This window comes from Vibrio sp. 2092 (assembly GCF_033339635.1).
GTDB lineage: Bacteria > Pseudomonadota > Gammaproteobacteria > Enterobacterales > Vibrionaceae > Vibrio > Vibrio alginolyticus.
In genome coordinates, this window is the sequence record NZ_JAWOUY010000015.1 from 86,321 (window position 1) to 100,776 (window position 14,456).

Consider the following 14,456-nt stretch of genomic DNA (forward strand, 5'->3'; position numbering starts at 1 on the left):
CCTAAGATAAATCTAACTTGTGACTGTGAGTCATGATGTTTTTCACCATCGCATTTTTTTGGATCATGAAGCTAAGTTCATCACGAACCATGTCCAGTGTTGATGCCATATCAGGTAACGACTTCAACTCTGCCCAGCAATGCCATAAGGCTTGTTCTTTCTGGGCACCCAGTGGAAAATGCTGCGCTAGCATTGCTTTTAGTGCTGTTTTATCAGCAGGTGGTTCGGCAATAAGCTGTCCCGAAAAATTCCCTAGTAACTCCTGCTTCAACACCTTTAACAAATCAGATTGTGGCTGCTCGTTGCCTTTTGCACTCTTCGCCTCATGAAAGGCGTACCACATTGCCTCTCGTTTAACTTGAGGGTCGGAGAACGCTTCATTTAACGATGATAAGACACTTTGTTTACTGACAACCTCTGCGTCTTTTAATGATTCGTACCACGCTTTAATCTCCGCCAGTTTGGCTTCTGTTTTCTCTAGCGTCTCTTTTGGATAAACATGTGAAACTTGCTCTTGCTTGTCACTTCGCTCCATGAGTGCTTTCATCTTGTCTTCATCGCTCCGCTCATAATGGCGCGACTCCGACTGACGCAAAGATTGGTGTTGAAGACTTAGGTTGCTTGAATCAATGATCATCCAAGATTCCTAATGTCCTGAGAAAAGCTCGCAGCAAATGCTTGGCTTTCTTCGCTTCCTTGTGACGCAAGTTCTACCCAGCTTTCCGCTTTGCTCAGTAAACCGGCTTTGGCAGAAGCAAGAGCCGCTAAGCTGATCAGATCTGGATAGGCGTTACAAAGTGGTTCGAGTAATTGATGAGCCTCTTCATACAAGCCTTTATTCATGAGGCTCATTGCACGAATCATCGCAACGGTCTCTTCAGAACCAGAGCTTGCTTCAAGGCCATCTGCAATCGTGTTGGCTTCTTGATGACGATGCATACCTGTTGCCATCAGCGCGATTTCAGCCAGCAGTTGGCGCGTTTCTCGTTCCATGCTTTACACCTTCTGGAGAATCGACTGCATCACATCTTTAATCGCACGAGTGGTGGTCGCATTGATATTGTAAACAACAGACCATTTGTTGATCGCGTGCTGAAGCTCGGCAAGCTTTGATGGATCATCGGCATTGGTTTCTAGGTTCTTGATGGCTGCCGTCACTTCTGTGTTGGCATCTTTCGCTTGTTGTTCTAACTTAGCTTTAACATCATCAAGGTTTACACTGTTACTAGCATCGTAAAATGACATAAGACTTCCTCGTATTTTTTAGTTAGCTTCGTATGATTCAACGACCGCATGGGCGGCTGTGTAAGCTTCATACTGTTTGAGTAGCAATTGGTACTGCTGTGGTGAGCACCCTAAATCCAACTGACGTTTCACCACCGCTTGTGCTTCTAAGAGCTTGCTCTTAATCTTGTGCACTTCCGCACCGTTTGTGTCGTTATTTAAAATTTGTTCAAGATTTGTCATTGTTCGTCTCGCCTTCATATCCAAGTTCTATTGTTATCACCCGCCCGCCTTTAACCAACTCAATACCAGCAGGTGTAACACTGGATATTCGGTAGCCCTGAGGCGTTCTTGCACCGACCATATAGCGAACGTTATCGGTCAGAATCACATATGGAACCTGGCCAAAGTTAACGCTACGAAACGGGAAATCGATGTTAGTGCCTTTACTCACCTTAGGTATGGATTTCAAAACTAAGTACGGTTTCTCACCATATTGTTCCCGGAAGTCTCGGGTCACACCGTAAAATCGAGTCGTTTCGATATCATCAAGCTCACCACGAACTTCGATGCGATCACCGCTGGTGACCAACTGGACTTTCTTCAGTAGCTCCGCATCCGTTAATAACGCTTTTAGCGTATCCATGTAGGCACCCGCTCGCTGCAGTTCAACCTTCCACGCAACAAGACCAGGCACGTCTCGCTCCAAGATTTGTTCAACTTGGTTCCAGCGGCTTGCATCATCGATATAGCCCGTCAGCAGCAGTGTGCCGGTCTCATCGCCATTTTCGACTTTCACTTGGTGATAGCCGAGGTTGCGCAAAATAAATCGAACCCCGCGACGGATTTCTTCCATCGTTCTTAAGTCACTTTTGTAATTGATGCCCAATACATCAATTCGACCAAGCAGATCGAGTTTCTGTGTTCGGTCTTCAACATAGCCCTCTAAGACTGCTTGGCGTGCGGCGGCATTCCATTCCACGCGAACGTCGCTAAGTTTGAGCTCGCCTAAGATGTTACGTACCAAAACAATGGGTTCTGCTTCTGTAACAATTTCATTGTTGTTTCCGTTAGCTTGGCTGTACCACATACCGGCAAAAATGACACTCGGGACAAAACTACAAAGCAAAGCGATGAGCGTTGTTTTTTTCCAGCTAGAGCGTTGCACAGCAACCACAGGTGTATTCTGTTGGCTAGATTCGTCGCTGACGTTACTCACAATTAACGCATCTTCCGCGTATCCCAGAGCGAACTTCACAACGCCGACCGAGACAACAGCATGGCGTGACAACTCGATACCATCACCTGCAACAGCGATGTCTTCACTGTTAATATTTGCCTCTTCGCAGCCTCGTAAAATGACCGAGTCTTGCTGGCAAACGAGGGTGAAATGGTTCGCTTCGACCCCAGCATCAGACAGTACAAGATCAGCAATAAAGTCGTCACTGCCAAGCACGAGAGCACCTTCAGGTAAGGTGACTTCTACTCCGGTATGCACGCCTGATAAAATACGAATTTTCCATTGCTGCATCGCGGTTAAGACTCCTCTGAAGGGCGCACACACTCACTTTGTGAGTCATCACATTCCAATACTTTCACCCGCCAACCCTTTTGCCCTGTTGGTAATCGGCACTGCGTTAATTGAGACGACTTTTGCTGTGACAATAAGTCTTGTTGATAGCGCTCGGCTTGAACCCTCGATGTGCAGCTATATACTTCCACTACCGATTTAAATTCAGCGCTATTGTTGGAGATGTTGTTAAGCTTGCCGATACTTGGTCGCAAGTCATATTCGTTGCCAATCAACACACTATCGCCAATACTATCCACAACAATTCGAGGTTCTAAAATAAACATTCGTACTGTGCGGCGCTTAGTATTGGTATTACTTCTAAACAGCGCGCCTAAATATGGGATGTCTCCTAGCAATGGCACTTTACGTAACTGATGGCTCACTTCATCTCGGTACACACCACCGATAAGTAAGCTTTGCCCTTGTTTAACCGTCGCTAAGGTGCTGATTTCAGTTTTACGAACGGAAGGAAGATCATCGACGCCACCATCAGCGATCTTTGCACCGTCTTCGAGATGAAGGCTCAGGTTAATTTCAGGTCGTGCAGCAAATCTATCACCAACGATACGTGGGACAATTCTCAGTAACGTGCCATACGTGACCTCTTCCAGCGCTGCGGTTTCTTTACCAACCAGCTTGACGTAAAACGTGCTGCTGTTGTTCAGTACCGCTTCGACATTTTCCTGAGTTAACAATGTTGGTCTTGAAACCACTTGAGCACTGCCTTTGGATTCCAATAAACGAATTTGAGCCAGCAAGTAATTTAGGTTGGTTGAATCAAGCAAGGACTTAAAGTTCTGTCCACTGCCGAGCGTCACATCCCCCGAATTCACATCACCGGTTGTTTTGATATCGACAATGCGGTTGTTTCCGACAGACACTCCTGCTCGCCAATCCACGCCTAACTGACTTAAATCGTTGGCACTGATATCGACAATCGATAGCGCGACTTCAATTCTTGATTGCGGCTGGTCTAATTGCGCGACCAGTTTACGATAGAGCGGTAATCGTGCTTGAGTATCACGAACGATAATCGCATTAAGGCCCGGCTCTGCTTCAACTGTTGCGCCACCATGAACTGAGGCGGTTTTATTACTTTTTACAGGCTTATCTGAACTGGTAACTTCTTTGCTAGACGCACTCGTCACTTGAGTTTGAACACCAGACACGACCCGTTTTAACACCGATGCGATGCCAGGGACCGTAATTGTCTGATCTCGATATGCAATTTCTCTATCCGTTGCAGAAGCGTACTTCAAAGGAATTATCTCAACGAATAATTCGTCGGTTGAATTCGATTTCTGCAGCAAGCGCGTTTCCAATGCCTCCGCCGTTTGTACCACTAAGTCGACATAACGTGGAGGACCCGCAAGATAGACTAACCCTTTGCTCTCAGCAGCTCTCCAACCATAACGAGAATCCCAAACGCCGGTGGAAATTAACGTACTGCGTAGCTCTCTAGCCGTAAGTAATTCCAATTGAAGTAAACGTGAGCGAGTTTCTGTCGCCTTATAGACATGTAAGACGGCACCATCGAAATACCACATCAAGTTGTACACTTGCGATAAGTAATCGAGGAATTCCGCCGGATCTTCAGGGGTAAAACGCCCATTCACTCGATCGTTGACTTTGTCACTAACAGAAACCGAGACACGATAATTTGCACCGAAGTTATTCAACAACTCTTTTAATGAGTCGTTATCTGCATAGTAGCGGAACGGTTGTTCAGGCCAGTGTAAGTCTGTTGCTTGCGCATATCCCAAAGGAACAACACTCACTGCGCATAACAATGCCTTTGTTGCAGCACGTCTAATGTTGGGAAAGATTTTTTGCATCATGGTAACCACACTGTATGGTTGATTGTGTGGTTCACGCGTTCTTGTTCCAATAATGCAATGTAACGTTCACATAGATTGACGTGCTTAGAAAGTAAAGTAGAGAACCGTTCCACCGAACAGTCCTCAACCCTTACTTTACTTTGCAAAATCAATTGCTGATCATCATTGGTTGTCAGTACGCCGCCATCCTCACGAATGGTTTTTAATGAGAGCTGCATGCAACGTTGTAACGCTTGTTCTTGTTGATAATCTAGATGCTCTTTAAACTGGAAGGGTAACGTCGCTTCCCATAAAATCCATGACGCATGTTGCTTGATGGTCAGTGATAACTGGTCAACCTCGATGTTGTAAGAACCATTTTCTGAGGCAATAAAATCCCCTACCTTTAGCGCTTCCGCTAAAGATTTCATCATCTTATCTAACATTTAACGCCCTATTTAGATCTGGCTGAGGTGATTGCAAGCCTGGCCGCACTGACCACTTTGAGTATCAAAATAGTAGTGATCGATATCACCAACAGTTTGCATGTTCTTGAACCATTGCCATACTTTCGCAACCGCATTTTGGTCGTTGTAAACCACATCGCATGCATCCCAAACTTCGTTCAGCTCAGGAGCCTCAAGTCGCACTTCCGAACACCAATTTTTCCACTCAGAAATAAATTGTTCGGTTGTAGAGGTATACTCCGCGAACCCTTTCAGCTCGTCTAAAGACGGTTGCCACTTCTCAATTAACGAACGATGACATTTAATCACTTGCAACTGTTGTTCGCTTAACGTCCCAAGTTGCTTTTTAAGTTGATGCTGCTGGCTCTTAATAAGATCGAGTTGCTGTTGAACAAAGACGGCACTGGTGTCTTCCCCTGATAGCTTCGACCAATATTCCTTCTGAATATCGAGTTGATTGATAAGTTGTTCAACTTTAATCGAAGCATGAAGAGCACTTTGATCGACTTGTCGGTTAATCCACTCGTTGAGTGATAAATGGAAACAAAGCATCAACGTTTTTGGGACAGCCAAATTAAAGCGAAAGCCCAGACGAGAGTTGATGTAGTCCAGCCTTTGTTCGAACGTTGTGATTGTGCTGCTATCACTGAGCTGCGATCCAATTTCCAAAAATAAACGCATGGCAAACCGGTCTATCGAAGCACCAAGTTTTTGATACGTTTTTACTAACTGGCTAGCGCACAGGCTATCGACGACATTTCTATCCAACAAGCGTTGAAGTAAAGATAACTGCTCATAATTTATGACGCCTTCACTCAACAATTGTCGGTGATTGACGTGCACAACATTGAGATCCTGCGTAGGTTTCGAGGCGCTTTCATAACGAGCTCCTCTTTGTAAAACAGTCACTTTCCGCTGTGTCACTATGCTGTCTGGAAAAAGCGAACGGCGTCGCCAATGCTGCTTTTTCATTTATGTTCGTCTCCGCACCCCTTTCGAACAATCCAGAAAGAAAGAGATGTAATAATTTTTAATCGTTCGTTGTTACACGATACATAATAGAATTTACACTGGTGAGTGACTTTCAAAATTAGTCAGAAAATTTTAGTCCCAAGTCATTTCATTTCGCGATAGCCACTTGATCGTCTCCCGAACGTACGCGGCTTGGGGTCGTTCCAAAACGACGACGGTAACTCTGCGTAAAGTAAGACTGGCTGGAAAACCCTGCCTCCATCGCCACATCTACGATGCTCATCTTGCTCGTCAACAGCAGTTTATGAGCATGCAGTAGTCGACGCTCACTGATCCAAGCTCTTGGAGAAATGCCATAGTGCTCATTAAAAAGCTCTTTAAAAGTGGTTAAGCTGGCACCAAACTCCTGCGCGTAGTCTGTCAACTTCCATTCTTTTAAGTAATGCTGTTCCATAAATCGACGTAACCGTTCCGACGTACGGTTTGTTTGTTGTGACAGCAACGCATACAGTGATTCTCCTCCTTTGCTGTGTAGCAAGAGAATGAGTAGTTCTTCGTATTTTAGGCACATAATGGCATCAGGGTACGCTTGTTGCTCAAGCGTCTGCATGCTAGAAAGCACTTGTTCAACAAGTATGTTCAAACCAAAAGTAAACAAACCAGAACAAACTTTGTCTACCTTAGGCAGCATCATCAAGAGATCACTGTGTTTTTGCAGCAACTGACTAACGAGTTCATTGTCGTAAGCAATAATCGACGCTTTGTATGCCCCATCTAGCGGAGAGTACTCTAACAAGTAATCCCCTTGAGATAGAAATACCCCATTTTCTGCAGCAACATCGATTGTGCAATCACCTGTTTGAACTCGAAGCTGACCATTGTGAACGACAACAATGTGAGACTGGTCTGAGTGAAATACTTCGTCAGATTTTTCATAGCAGGAAAAACTACGAATTTTTCGTGAACTCGAGTCGACCCTTTCTGAGTTTAGTTGGCCTGACACATCCATTTTCTACCCTTCATTATTTTGAGTTTCTCAGTGCAAATGTTGAGAAACTTTCAAAGCACTACTTTGATCGTTGTTATTTCTAAGTACTGCTGTATGAATTAAAGAAGCAAAGAAAAGAGCATAGAAGTTCTATCACTTACCATACCCCCCGAATAATTAGCAAATAACCCAAGCATTACCTTTACCTAAAGGTAAAGGTTTGACTTGGTAAATTTCTGCTGTCCGTCTTTATTATTTTTATCAGATAGCGTTTATCATTAGCCAAAACTTAAATATCATTTCGTTATTTAAGTTTGGTTGTTTTGTTATACATTAGAATACAATTAAATAGATTTCGGCACCGTTTCGAGAACAAAATTAAATTTCCAAAATCATAAAAATGTATATTTTATAGCCTAAAACGCCAAACCAACGTGTTCAAGGAGCGAGATATAATCATAAAAAATACTGTTTTTGCAACAAGTATGAGTCTAAAAAACAACTGACCCGATGACTTCAAAGTCATGTAATTAATGTTTATAAAAGACAACAAATCTTTCACAACAGGAAAGATATAGTCTTTATTTTTATAAATTAGAAAATTCTAATAAAAATGTAGTACTTAAAATTTTATCTGTTTATTTTTGGAACAAGAATCAAGTTTTCTTGTTTATTTCCATCTAAAAATAAATAGTTCTTTTCTTTTTCCGCAACGAGCTCACCGTTTGAATAAAGCTTTCCAATAATCTTCATTTTTCCTTCACCAGCTTGAATTGGTGCAATTAAAAACGAATACTGCACAGGCAACTGAACGCCTTGGTAGCTCTGAGATGCCGATTTAAGACATTGATTATCAATAACTTTACATATTTCCACTTCAAGAGAAGTAATCGAAGGTGGAAAGTAGCCGTCGACAGAAACCCAACCATAGACTGATGCCTGACTCTGTGTATCAAAGTCATCCACCCCATTGACGGACACAGTCTGACTGCACCCACTCAGTATGAATAACCCAATAAAACCAGCCCATATAGAATTGTTCATTATGACTCCATAAACTTATTTTATATAATCTAGCTCATTTGAAATCCACACAATTCTTTATGTAAAAATATAAAAGATCAACTTATATTTATACTACAAGCGGACAATAAATCGCATTTTTCAACAACACGTAGTTAACATGGACTGTAATTTCAAAAGCAGTTTCTGCTCACTTTCATTCCTTCCTTAATTGAAGTTTATTAGAGAAAAATGATATTCATATATATCACTACCATCGAGATATGCATCTGAACACATTTACTTTTGCCTTTCTATTTCTCTCAACACATTTAAAAGCCAAAATATAATAACAACCGACTAATATTGATAAACATGAAGAGATACATCTAATATTTTCCTTGATAAAATTTCAAAAGGGACTATTCCTATGTCAGCACGCCAAACTATCGATGAGATTTTGCTAAAGTTTGCTCATCAAATAGGCTTGCCTGCACTGCATCTAACGGAAAATGAAGTAAGCTTAGCCTTTGATGATAATCTAAGGGTGCATATCATCTTTCATCCTGAATCGACAACTCTGCAGCTCGAAGCTGAGATTGTTGGCCTTCAAATTGTAAATTCCGATCTTTATCGTTCTTTTTTGGCCTTTAATTATCACTGGCCTGAGCACCAGTTATTTTTTAGTTTAGATAACCACCGACACGTCCTATGTTTAAATCGACTCATTAACATTAGGCGACTGGATTACGAATATTTTGAAACAGCTTTAGCAGAATTGCTGACGCACAGCGAGTCGTGGGAAGCGTTATTGTCTTCTCATGTAACTATTGATGAGGCACCACCGATGCCACAAACTTTAGACTTGAGAGTTTAGGTGTTTTTATGTCCAATGACATCCAATCCACATACACCAATTCATCGGTTCATGACGTTCAACAAGCGCAGCAAAGTGATGCAGTGCCGCAAGGAACGTTTCATGGCCGTAAAGTCACCCTACTCTCCTCATCAGAAAGCAGTATGACGCGAACAAGATCTAAAAGAGAGCTTGGTGAATGTTTAAATCAATTTGCCAGTCTCGAATCTTGCAATCGCGTTTTGGACTTTGATCCGCAACTCAATATTGACAAGCAAAACGCCGCCGTAGAAAAGCTTATGGAACGAAAAGTGGCGATAATTCAACGTTCCTGATATCACAATATAAGCAGGTTAAACACCTAAGTTACCCTTCAGCCGACAAGCTCACGCTAATAAAAACCCCGAAGATTCGGGGTTTTTATTCATACTGCTTTTTCTTTATTAATTACTTAGTTTCACTAGAAGAAGCCTAACGGGTCGATGCTGTAGCTAATCAGCAAGTTCTTAGTATTCTGGTAGTGATCCAGCATCATCTTGTGCGTTTCGCGCCCGATACCCGATTTTTTGTAACCACCGAACGCTGCGTGTGCAGGGTAAGCGTGGTAACAGTTAATCCAGATCCGGCCAGCTTCAATATTACGGCCCATACGATATGCAACGTTCGCATCACGTGTCCAAACACCTGCGCCTAAGCCATATTCAGTGTCGTTTGCGATTTCCAACGCTTCAGCCTCATCTTTAAATTTGGTGATAGCAATCACTGGGCCAAAGATTTCTTCTTGGAAGATTCGCATCTTGTTGTGGCCTTCCAACATGGTTGGCTGAATGTAGTACCCCTGGTTGATAGACTCTGGCTGTTCTGACACTCCACCACCAAAGACCACTTTTGCGCCTTCTTCACGGCCGATTTCCAGGTAACTTAAAATCTTATCAAACTGTTCTTGAGAAGCCTGAGCACCAACTTGAGTATCGGTATCGAGCGGATTACCTTGTTTAATCAGCTGTGCACGTTCCGTCAGTTTCTCTACAAACTTGTCATAAATCGCTTCATGAACCAGTACGCGAGATGGACAAGTACAAACTTCACCTTGGTTGAAGAAACCAAGTAACGTACCTTCGATACACTTATCAAGATACTCATCTTCGTAATCGAAGATATCTGAGAAGTAGATGTTTGGAGATTTACCACCTAACTCAACTGTCGATGGGATCAAGTTGTCTGCTGCACATTTCAGAATGTGGTTGCCAACTTGCGTAGACCCGGTAAAAGCGAGTTTCGCAATGCGGTTGCTGGTTGCTAATGCTTGACCCGCTTCAGAACCATATCCGTTTACAACGTTGATGACACCAGGAGGAAGAAGGTCACCGATTTTTTCCATCAGAACCAGAATGGATGTTGGGGTTTGCTCTGCTGGCTTCAATACCACACAGCAACCCGCCGCTAGTGCCGGTGCTAGTTTCCAAGCCGCCATCAACATTGGGAAGTTCCACGGAATAATTTGACCAACCACACCAATCGGTTCTGGGAAGTGGTAGCTTGCGGTGTGCTCATCCAGTTCTGCCGCACTGCCTTCTTGTGCGCGAATACAGCCAGCGAAGTAACGGAAGTGATCCACTACTAAAGGTAAATCTGCCGCCAAGGTTTCGCGAACTGGTTTGCCGTTTTCCCAAGTTTCTGCAACTGCAAGCTCTTCTAGATGCTGCTCAATACGGTCAGCAATTTTCAGCAAGATGTTCGAACGTTCTGTCACGCTGGTTTTGGCCCATTTTGCTCTGATGTTGTGCGCGGCATCCAGTGCTAAATTAATATCTTCCTCGCCAGAGCGAGCAACTTTACAATACGCTTGTCCGTTGATTGGTGAGATATTGTCAAAGTACTCACCACCCGTTGGTTTTACCCATTCCCCACCGATAAAGTTATCGTAATGCGATTTAAAGTTAACAATGGCATTTTCACTACCTGGCTGTGCATAGATCATAACTCTTCCTTTTGTTTCTCGTTCAATGTGTTATTGCAGTGTCGTATCGCACTGTTCACAAAGAGCATTACGCAAGTCACACGCCAACTACGCCACACTTGTTGTTAATTAAATGTAAAACTATGATTACCAAGCGATAACAAACCAAGTGAGCGATGTTTGAGCGGATGTATGGTGTGAACACCAATGTTCAAGTGTTCCAAAATGGCACACCCTCACTGTGACAAAATGGTACAGTCATGGAACTTCAACACATTAGCGATAACAATTGGCTTTCAACTTCATGGGTCAGAAGTGAACAAGCGGGTTTAAAACAGCGTCGACGCCCTGAAGATATTCGAGTAACGCCAGCAACGCTCCAAGATAGGCGTCACCAACTCAATTTTTTGCTAGAGGCAGTCACTCAATTTGCGCTCCCTCTGTTTAATCAGCTATTTGCTCATAGCGACAGCCGCTTAATTTTGACGGATTCAGATGGTGTCATCATCGGCAGTTGGGGACAGCCTAGATTTCGTGAGAAGTTGACGGAAATCTCGCTAAGCTCTGGAGCATGCTGGCAAGAAAAGGTCAAAGGCACCAACGCGATTGGTACAGCTTTGGTTGAAGCAAAGCCCGTTTCTGTTATTGGTGATCAGCACTTTATCCAACACCATCGTTTTATTAGCTGTTCGGCTAATCCTATTTTCGATCATCTTGGTAACCTCATTGGCGTATTAGATATTACGAGCGAGCAAAAGAGACATGACTTCTCAACGCAAGTACTAGTACAAAACATGGTCCAGCAAGTGGAGAATCAACTACTTAACTTGATTCCACAAGGGCATATTCGTGTGGATTTAGCGTGCGAAAAAGGTTTACTGAATAGTGGTTGGCAAGGAATTATCATTGCAAATGAAGACGGACAAGTTTTGGCTCACAATCAAGTAGCCTCTCAACTTTTTGCGCAAAAAAATATCATTGGGCAATCCTTAGACGACATTCTATCCACTCGGGGAAATGAGCACCCTTTCGTTTTCAAAACAAAACCGCTTGCCGATAAAGATAGCAAGGTCAAGTCTCGGGCTGTAGCGGCGTCCAATGATCTTTATTATGGCGACTCCGCTGTTGAGCACTGTTGGCAGCAAGCCAATCGCGTCATCGATAAAGACATCAGTTTGTTGATTCTCGGAGAAACTGGTGTTGGCAAAAACGAGTTTGTAAAAGCACTCCATAAAAACAGCCAGAGAAAAACGGGACCGTTGGTTTCCGTCAACTGCGGAGCGCTACCAAAAGATCTGGTTGAATCTGAATTGTTTGGCTACGTAGCCGGTGCCTTTACTGGCGCAAACAGCAAAGGCTATCAGGGAAAAATTCGCCAAGCGCACAAAGGGATTTTGTTTCTGGATGAAATCGCGGATTTACCCTTGGAAGCTCAAAGCCGCTTGCTCCATGTATTGCAAGATAAAACCGTGCTTCCCGTGGGTTCAAACCAAAGTATTCAAGTCGATACGCAAATCATTGCAGCCACGCATAAAGATCTGGAACATTTGGTCAGCGAAGGATTGTTCCGCCAAGATTTGTTTTATCGCCTTAATGGCTTGATCATTGAGCTACCTCGCTTTGAGAAACGTGATGACAAACGACAACTGATTGAGAACATTCATCGGCGTCACACCGAATCTGAACAACAGCTTTGCCCTCACCTCCTTTCTCTGATGCTGTCTTACTCATGGCCAGGAAATTTGCGTGAACTCGATAGTTTAATCAAAGTATCCGCCTTAATGGCGCAAGGTGAAGAAATATTGAAACTCACACACGTCCCAGCCCACCTAAGTAAGAAACTAAGCCAAGCTCAAGAAGGAGCAGCATCGGCTGAACCAACTTCAGAACTGCGTGCAACCGTCGAAGATAAGTTGCTCAAAACATATCAAGCCAACCAGGGGAACATTAGCAAAACGTCTCGTATGCTTGGTGTGAGCCGAAATACCATTTACAGAAAATTGAAAAACCTTGGCATATTAAGTTAATTCTACGACCTCAGATATAAAAAGAGCACCGTTGCGGTGCTCTTTCTCTTTGAAACCTAGCTTACAGGCCGCCTTGTTGTTGTGCCTGTTTTACTAATGCCTGACGTTGAGTTTCCTTCTCAGAGATCACTTGATTGTCCTTGTGCATTTCCTGTTCCAATTCTGCTGGAATGAAAACAAAGTACTTGTTAAGAGTCATCTTAGAACCTCAATTTGCTGTGTTAATTACCTTCTTGGTCGACGTAAACAAAACCAGAAAAACATGTTTTACTGGATCCTTGTTGCTAGTTTCAAAAAATAAAGGATGTTCATATAATAAACATCCTCCATGTGGGCGCTAATTATAGGCGTAGTTTAAAGGCTTACCTAGCACTCTTTTTCACCTTTTGTGCAATCTGAGTTTCGATCGAAAAACGGGTTTAATTGCCCGTAGTTACTAAGGTATTGTTAAAAAGAGAAAAAAGCTTTTACTGTAACTGACGACAGGGATGAGCTTACGAGTGTAGGTTCACTTGCAATTGTGTATCGTAGAGTTCGAATACGATAATAATAACGCTACATGCCCTTAATCTGCGTAGTTAAAAACTTTGAAGTGATAGACAACCGAAGTCATATCTGTGCAACTCAGTTTAACGATTTGTCTACCAGTTCAATATTTCACCTTTTTTGAGAAATCTTTAGCCACTTTTTTGTGTGAAACGCCCCAAAAGAGCAGACAATTAAAAGTGTGGCATATGACCACAATTGTCTATCCCCACTTAGCTTCGGGAGGCGTTTATGAAAAGTAACAAACTTGGCCATGTGATGTCTTTCAGCAGGATGTTTTCCTTCATCGCATTCTTGACGGCCACATTCGCATGGATTCTCAGCATGTACGCCCTATTTACTGTTTCTTTAGTGGCTCTTGTGGTCAGTGCAATTCTCTACCTAAAAGACAGGTTTTATCAAAACAAGAAAACGACCACTGAAAAGAGCGCCTAGGCGCTCTTTTCTATTGAATGTCATTTCTGTGTGACTTGATATAGTTATCAATCCGTTCGAGTTCGTGAAAATAACCATACATACCAATACGATTAATTTCTGGTTCTATACAGTATTTTTCTTCTTTTACCATAGCTTCTACAAACATTCCGCTTGATGCAATTGTGAAAGGTGGACACGCTGAGTAACCATTATTTTCTGCAATATACTTCAATCGCCCAAATTCAAAAATTTGACCTGGAATAGCAACGATAAGGGACAAGACAATTGTTATAGTTATCACTTTAATCGGCACTTTGACTAACTGAGTCATTCGATCAAATAAAATATAGACCAATAATGTAGGGCACAAGAGTAAGCTTGCGATACTTAAAACATATGACGCATCAATGTAGACCACTTGAAAACCACTACTGAGCTGAAGCGGTAGAGATTCGAAAACGAAATGATGATAAAGGCGATAGATGGAGTAAGTAATCAGTAATATGAACATAAGCAACACGAAAGCTGTGTGAAATGGATGCTTCTGTTGTGTCATTTCTATTACCTTATAGTTGAGGAGACGGCAGAGAGCGGCTTAGCTTCACTC

17 protein-coding genes are annotated in these 14,456 nt (G+C 42.8%); 4 read left to right on the forward strand and 13 right to left on the reverse strand.

Going from position 1 to position 14,456, the window contains the following annotated elements; genetic code table 11:
- Position 1: 1 nt before the first annotated feature.
- The 10 genes from R7P80_RS21415 to R7P80_RS21460 form a co-directional block, all read right to left on the reverse strand.
- Positions 2–637 (reverse strand): YopR family T3SS polymerization control protein, encoded by a 636-nt coding sequence (locus R7P80_RS21415; protein ID WP_054728549.1) that lies wholly within the window; start codon positions 635–637, stop codon positions 2–4.
- Complete coding sequence (locus tag R7P80_RS21420) at positions 634–993, reverse strand: YscG family type III secretion system chaperone (RefSeq protein WP_005377200.1); 360 nt, start codon at positions 991–993, stop codon at positions 634–636. The genes R7P80_RS21415 and R7P80_RS21420 overlap by 4 nt, the downstream gene beginning before the upstream one ends.
- A 3-nt stretch (positions 994–996) precedes the next feature.
- On the reverse strand, positions 997–1,245 hold the full coding sequence (sctF, locus tag R7P80_RS21425; RefSeq protein ID WP_005377199.1) for a type III secretion system needle filament subunit SctF: 249 nt from the start codon (positions 1,243–1,245) through the stop codon (positions 997–999).
- A gap of 18 nt (positions 1,246–1,263) precedes the next feature.
- Complete coding sequence (locus R7P80_RS21430) at positions 1,264–1,467, reverse strand: EscE/YscE/SsaE family type III secretion system needle protein co-chaperone (protein ID WP_005377198.1); 204 nt, start codon at positions 1,465–1,467, stop codon at positions 1,264–1,266.
- Positions 1,454–2,755: a type III secretion system inner membrane ring subunit SctD gene (gene sctD, locus R7P80_RS21435; protein WP_017821344.1), complete on the reverse strand. Its 1,302-nt coding sequence runs from the start codon at positions 2,753–2,755 to the stop codon at positions 1,454–1,456. Before sctD ends, R7P80_RS21430 begins: the two co-directional genes overlap by 14 nt.
- 5 nt (positions 2,756–2,760) lie before the next feature.
- Positions 2,761–4,635: a type III secretion system outer membrane ring subunit SctC gene (gene sctC, locus R7P80_RS21440; protein ID WP_263856725.1), complete on the reverse strand. Its 1,875-nt coding sequence runs from the start codon at positions 4,633–4,635 to the stop codon at positions 2,761–2,763.
- Positions 4,632–5,060 (reverse strand): YscB family type III secretion system chaperone, encoded by a 429-nt coding sequence (locus tag R7P80_RS21445; RefSeq protein ID WP_054575043.1) that lies wholly within the window; start codon positions 5,058–5,060, stop codon positions 4,632–4,634. The genes sctC and R7P80_RS21445 overlap by 4 nt, the downstream gene beginning before the upstream one ends.
- A gap of 12 nt (positions 5,061–5,072) precedes the next feature.
- The gene (locus R7P80_RS21450; protein WP_132937103.1) at positions 5,073–6,053 is read right to left on the reverse strand and encodes a T3SS regulon anti-activator ExsD domain-containing protein; all 981 of its coding nucleotides are present in this window, start codon (positions 6,051–6,053) and stop codon (positions 5,073–5,075) included.
- Between the two features lie 148 nt (positions 6,054–6,201).
- The gene (locus R7P80_RS21455; RefSeq protein WP_005377191.1) at positions 6,202–7,062 is read right to left on the reverse strand and encodes an AraC family transcriptional regulator; all 861 of its coding nucleotides are present in this window, start codon (positions 7,060–7,062) and stop codon (positions 6,202–6,204) included.
- Positions 7,063–7,671: 609 nt separating this feature from the next.
- Entirely contained in the window at positions 7,672–8,085 is a 414-nt protein-coding gene (locus R7P80_RS21460) for a YscW family type III secretion system pilotin (RefSeq protein ID WP_225491907.1), read from the reverse strand.
- Between the two features lie 388 nt (positions 8,086–8,473).
- On the opposite strand from R7P80_RS21460, the gene exsC reads away from it, so the two are divergent.
- Both exsC and exsE2 read left to right on the forward strand, forming a co-directional pair.
- Positions 8,474–8,920, forward strand: a complete 447-nt coding sequence (gene exsC / locus R7P80_RS21465; RefSeq protein WP_005377174.1) for a type III secretion system regulatory chaperone ExsC — start codon at positions 8,474–8,476, stop codon at positions 8,918–8,920.
- An 8-nt stretch (positions 8,921–8,928) separates the two neighbouring features.
- Positions 8,929–9,234 carry a T3SS regulon translocated regulator ExsE2 gene (gene exsE2 / locus R7P80_RS21470; RefSeq protein ID WP_225491906.1) on the forward strand — a complete coding sequence of 102 codons (306 nt, stop codon included), beginning with the start codon at positions 8,929–8,931 and terminating at the stop codon, positions 9,232–9,234.
- A 125-nt stretch (positions 9,235–9,359) separates the two neighbouring features.
- On the opposite strand, the gene R7P80_RS21475 is transcribed toward exsE2, so the two are convergent.
- Positions 9,360–10,880, reverse strand: a complete 1,521-nt coding sequence (locus R7P80_RS21475) for an aldehyde dehydrogenase family protein (protein ID WP_005377169.1) — start codon at positions 10,878–10,880, stop codon at positions 9,360–9,362.
- Between the two features lie 239 nt (positions 10,881–11,119).
- Here R7P80_RS21475 and R7P80_RS21480 point away from each other — a divergent pair, with 239 nt between their 5' ends.
- Positions 11,120–12,886, forward strand: coding sequence for a sigma-54-dependent Fis family transcriptional regulator (locus R7P80_RS21480; RefSeq protein WP_225491905.1), 1,767 nt, complete (start codon positions 11,120–11,122; stop codon positions 12,884–12,886).
- Positions 12,887–12,947: 61 nt separating this feature from the next.
- Here R7P80_RS21480 and R7P80_RS21485 read toward each other — a convergent pair whose 3' ends face one another.
- Entirely contained in the window at positions 12,948–13,085 is a 138-nt protein-coding gene (locus tag R7P80_RS21485) for a hypothetical protein (protein ID WP_005377165.1), read from the reverse strand.
- Between the two features lie 578 nt (positions 13,086–13,663).
- Here R7P80_RS21485 and R7P80_RS21490 point away from each other — a divergent pair.
- Entirely contained in the window at positions 13,664–13,867 is a 204-nt protein-coding gene (locus R7P80_RS21490) for a hypothetical protein (RefSeq protein WP_005377162.1), read from the forward strand.
- A gap of 10 nt (positions 13,868–13,877) precedes the next feature.
- Here the strand turns inward: R7P80_RS21490 and R7P80_RS21495 are convergent, their stop codons facing one another.
- Positions 13,878–14,405 carry a hypothetical protein gene (locus R7P80_RS21495; protein WP_005377161.1) on the reverse strand — a complete coding sequence of 176 codons (528 nt, stop codon included), beginning with the start codon at positions 14,403–14,405 and terminating at the stop codon, positions 13,878–13,880.
- Positions 14,406–14,456 lie beyond the last annotated feature (51 nt).

Excerpts from the sequence above, each read along its gene's own strand:
- R7P80_RS21475 (WP_005377169.1), bottom strand. The coding sequence starts at position 10,880 with ATGATCTATGCACAGCCAGGTAGTGAAAATGCCATTGTTAACTTTAAA.
- sctC (WP_263856725.1), bottom strand. The coding sequence starts at position 4,635 with ATGATGCAAAAAATCTTTCCCAACATTAGACGTGCTGCAACAAAGGCA.
- R7P80_RS21450 (WP_132937103.1), bottom strand. The coding sequence starts at position 6,053 with ATGAAAAAGCAGCATTGGCGACGCCGTTCGCTTTTTCCAGACAGCATA.
- sctD (WP_017821344.1), bottom strand. The coding sequence starts at position 2,755 with ATGCAGCAATGGAAAATTCGTATTTTATCAGGCGTGCATACCGGAGTA.
- exsC (WP_005377174.1), top strand. The coding sequence starts at position 8,474 with ATGTCAGCACGCCAAACTATCGATGAGATTTTGCTAAAGTTTGCTCAT.
- R7P80_RS21415 (WP_054728549.1), bottom strand. The coding sequence starts at position 637 with ATGATCATTGATTCAAGCAACCTAAGTCTTCAACACCAATCTTTGCGT.
- R7P80_RS21420 (WP_005377200.1), bottom strand. The coding sequence starts at position 993 with ATGGAACGAGAAACGCGCCAACTGCTGGCTGAAATCGCGCTGATGGCA.
- R7P80_RS21485 (WP_005377165.1), bottom strand. The coding sequence starts at position 13,085 with ATGACTCTTAACAAGTACTTTGTTTTCATTCCAGCAGAATTGGAACAG.
- R7P80_RS21490 (WP_005377162.1), top strand. The coding sequence starts at position 13,664 with ATGAAAAGTAACAAACTTGGCCATGTGATGTCTTTCAGCAGGATGTTT.
- R7P80_RS21495 (WP_005377161.1), bottom strand. The coding sequence starts at position 14,405 with ATGACACAACAGAAGCATCCATTTCACACAGCTTTCGTGTTGCTTATG.
- exsE2 (WP_225491906.1), top strand. The coding sequence starts at position 8,929 with ATGTCCAATGACATCCAATCCACATACACCAATTCATCGGTTCATGAC.
- R7P80_RS21455 (WP_005377191.1), bottom strand. The coding sequence starts at position 7,062 with ATGGATGTGTCAGGCCAACTAAACTCAGAAAGGGTCGACTCGAGTTCA.
- R7P80_RS21460 (WP_225491907.1), bottom strand. The coding sequence starts at position 8,085 with ATGAACAATTCTATATGGGCTGGTTTTATTGGGTTATTCATACTGAGT.
- R7P80_RS21480 (WP_225491905.1), top strand. The coding sequence starts at position 11,120 with ATGGAACTTCAACACATTAGCGATAACAATTGGCTTTCAACTTCATGG.
- R7P80_RS21445 (WP_054575043.1), bottom strand. The coding sequence starts at position 5,060 with ATGTTAGATAAGATGATGAAATCTTTAGCGGAAGCGCTAAAGGTAGGG.
- R7P80_RS21430 (WP_005377198.1), bottom strand. The coding sequence starts at position 1,467 with ATGACAAATCTTGAACAAATTTTAAATAACGACACAAACGGTGCGGAA.
- sctF (WP_005377199.1), bottom strand. The coding sequence starts at position 1,245 with ATGTCATTTTACGATGCTAGTAACAGTGTAAACCTTGATGATGTTAAA.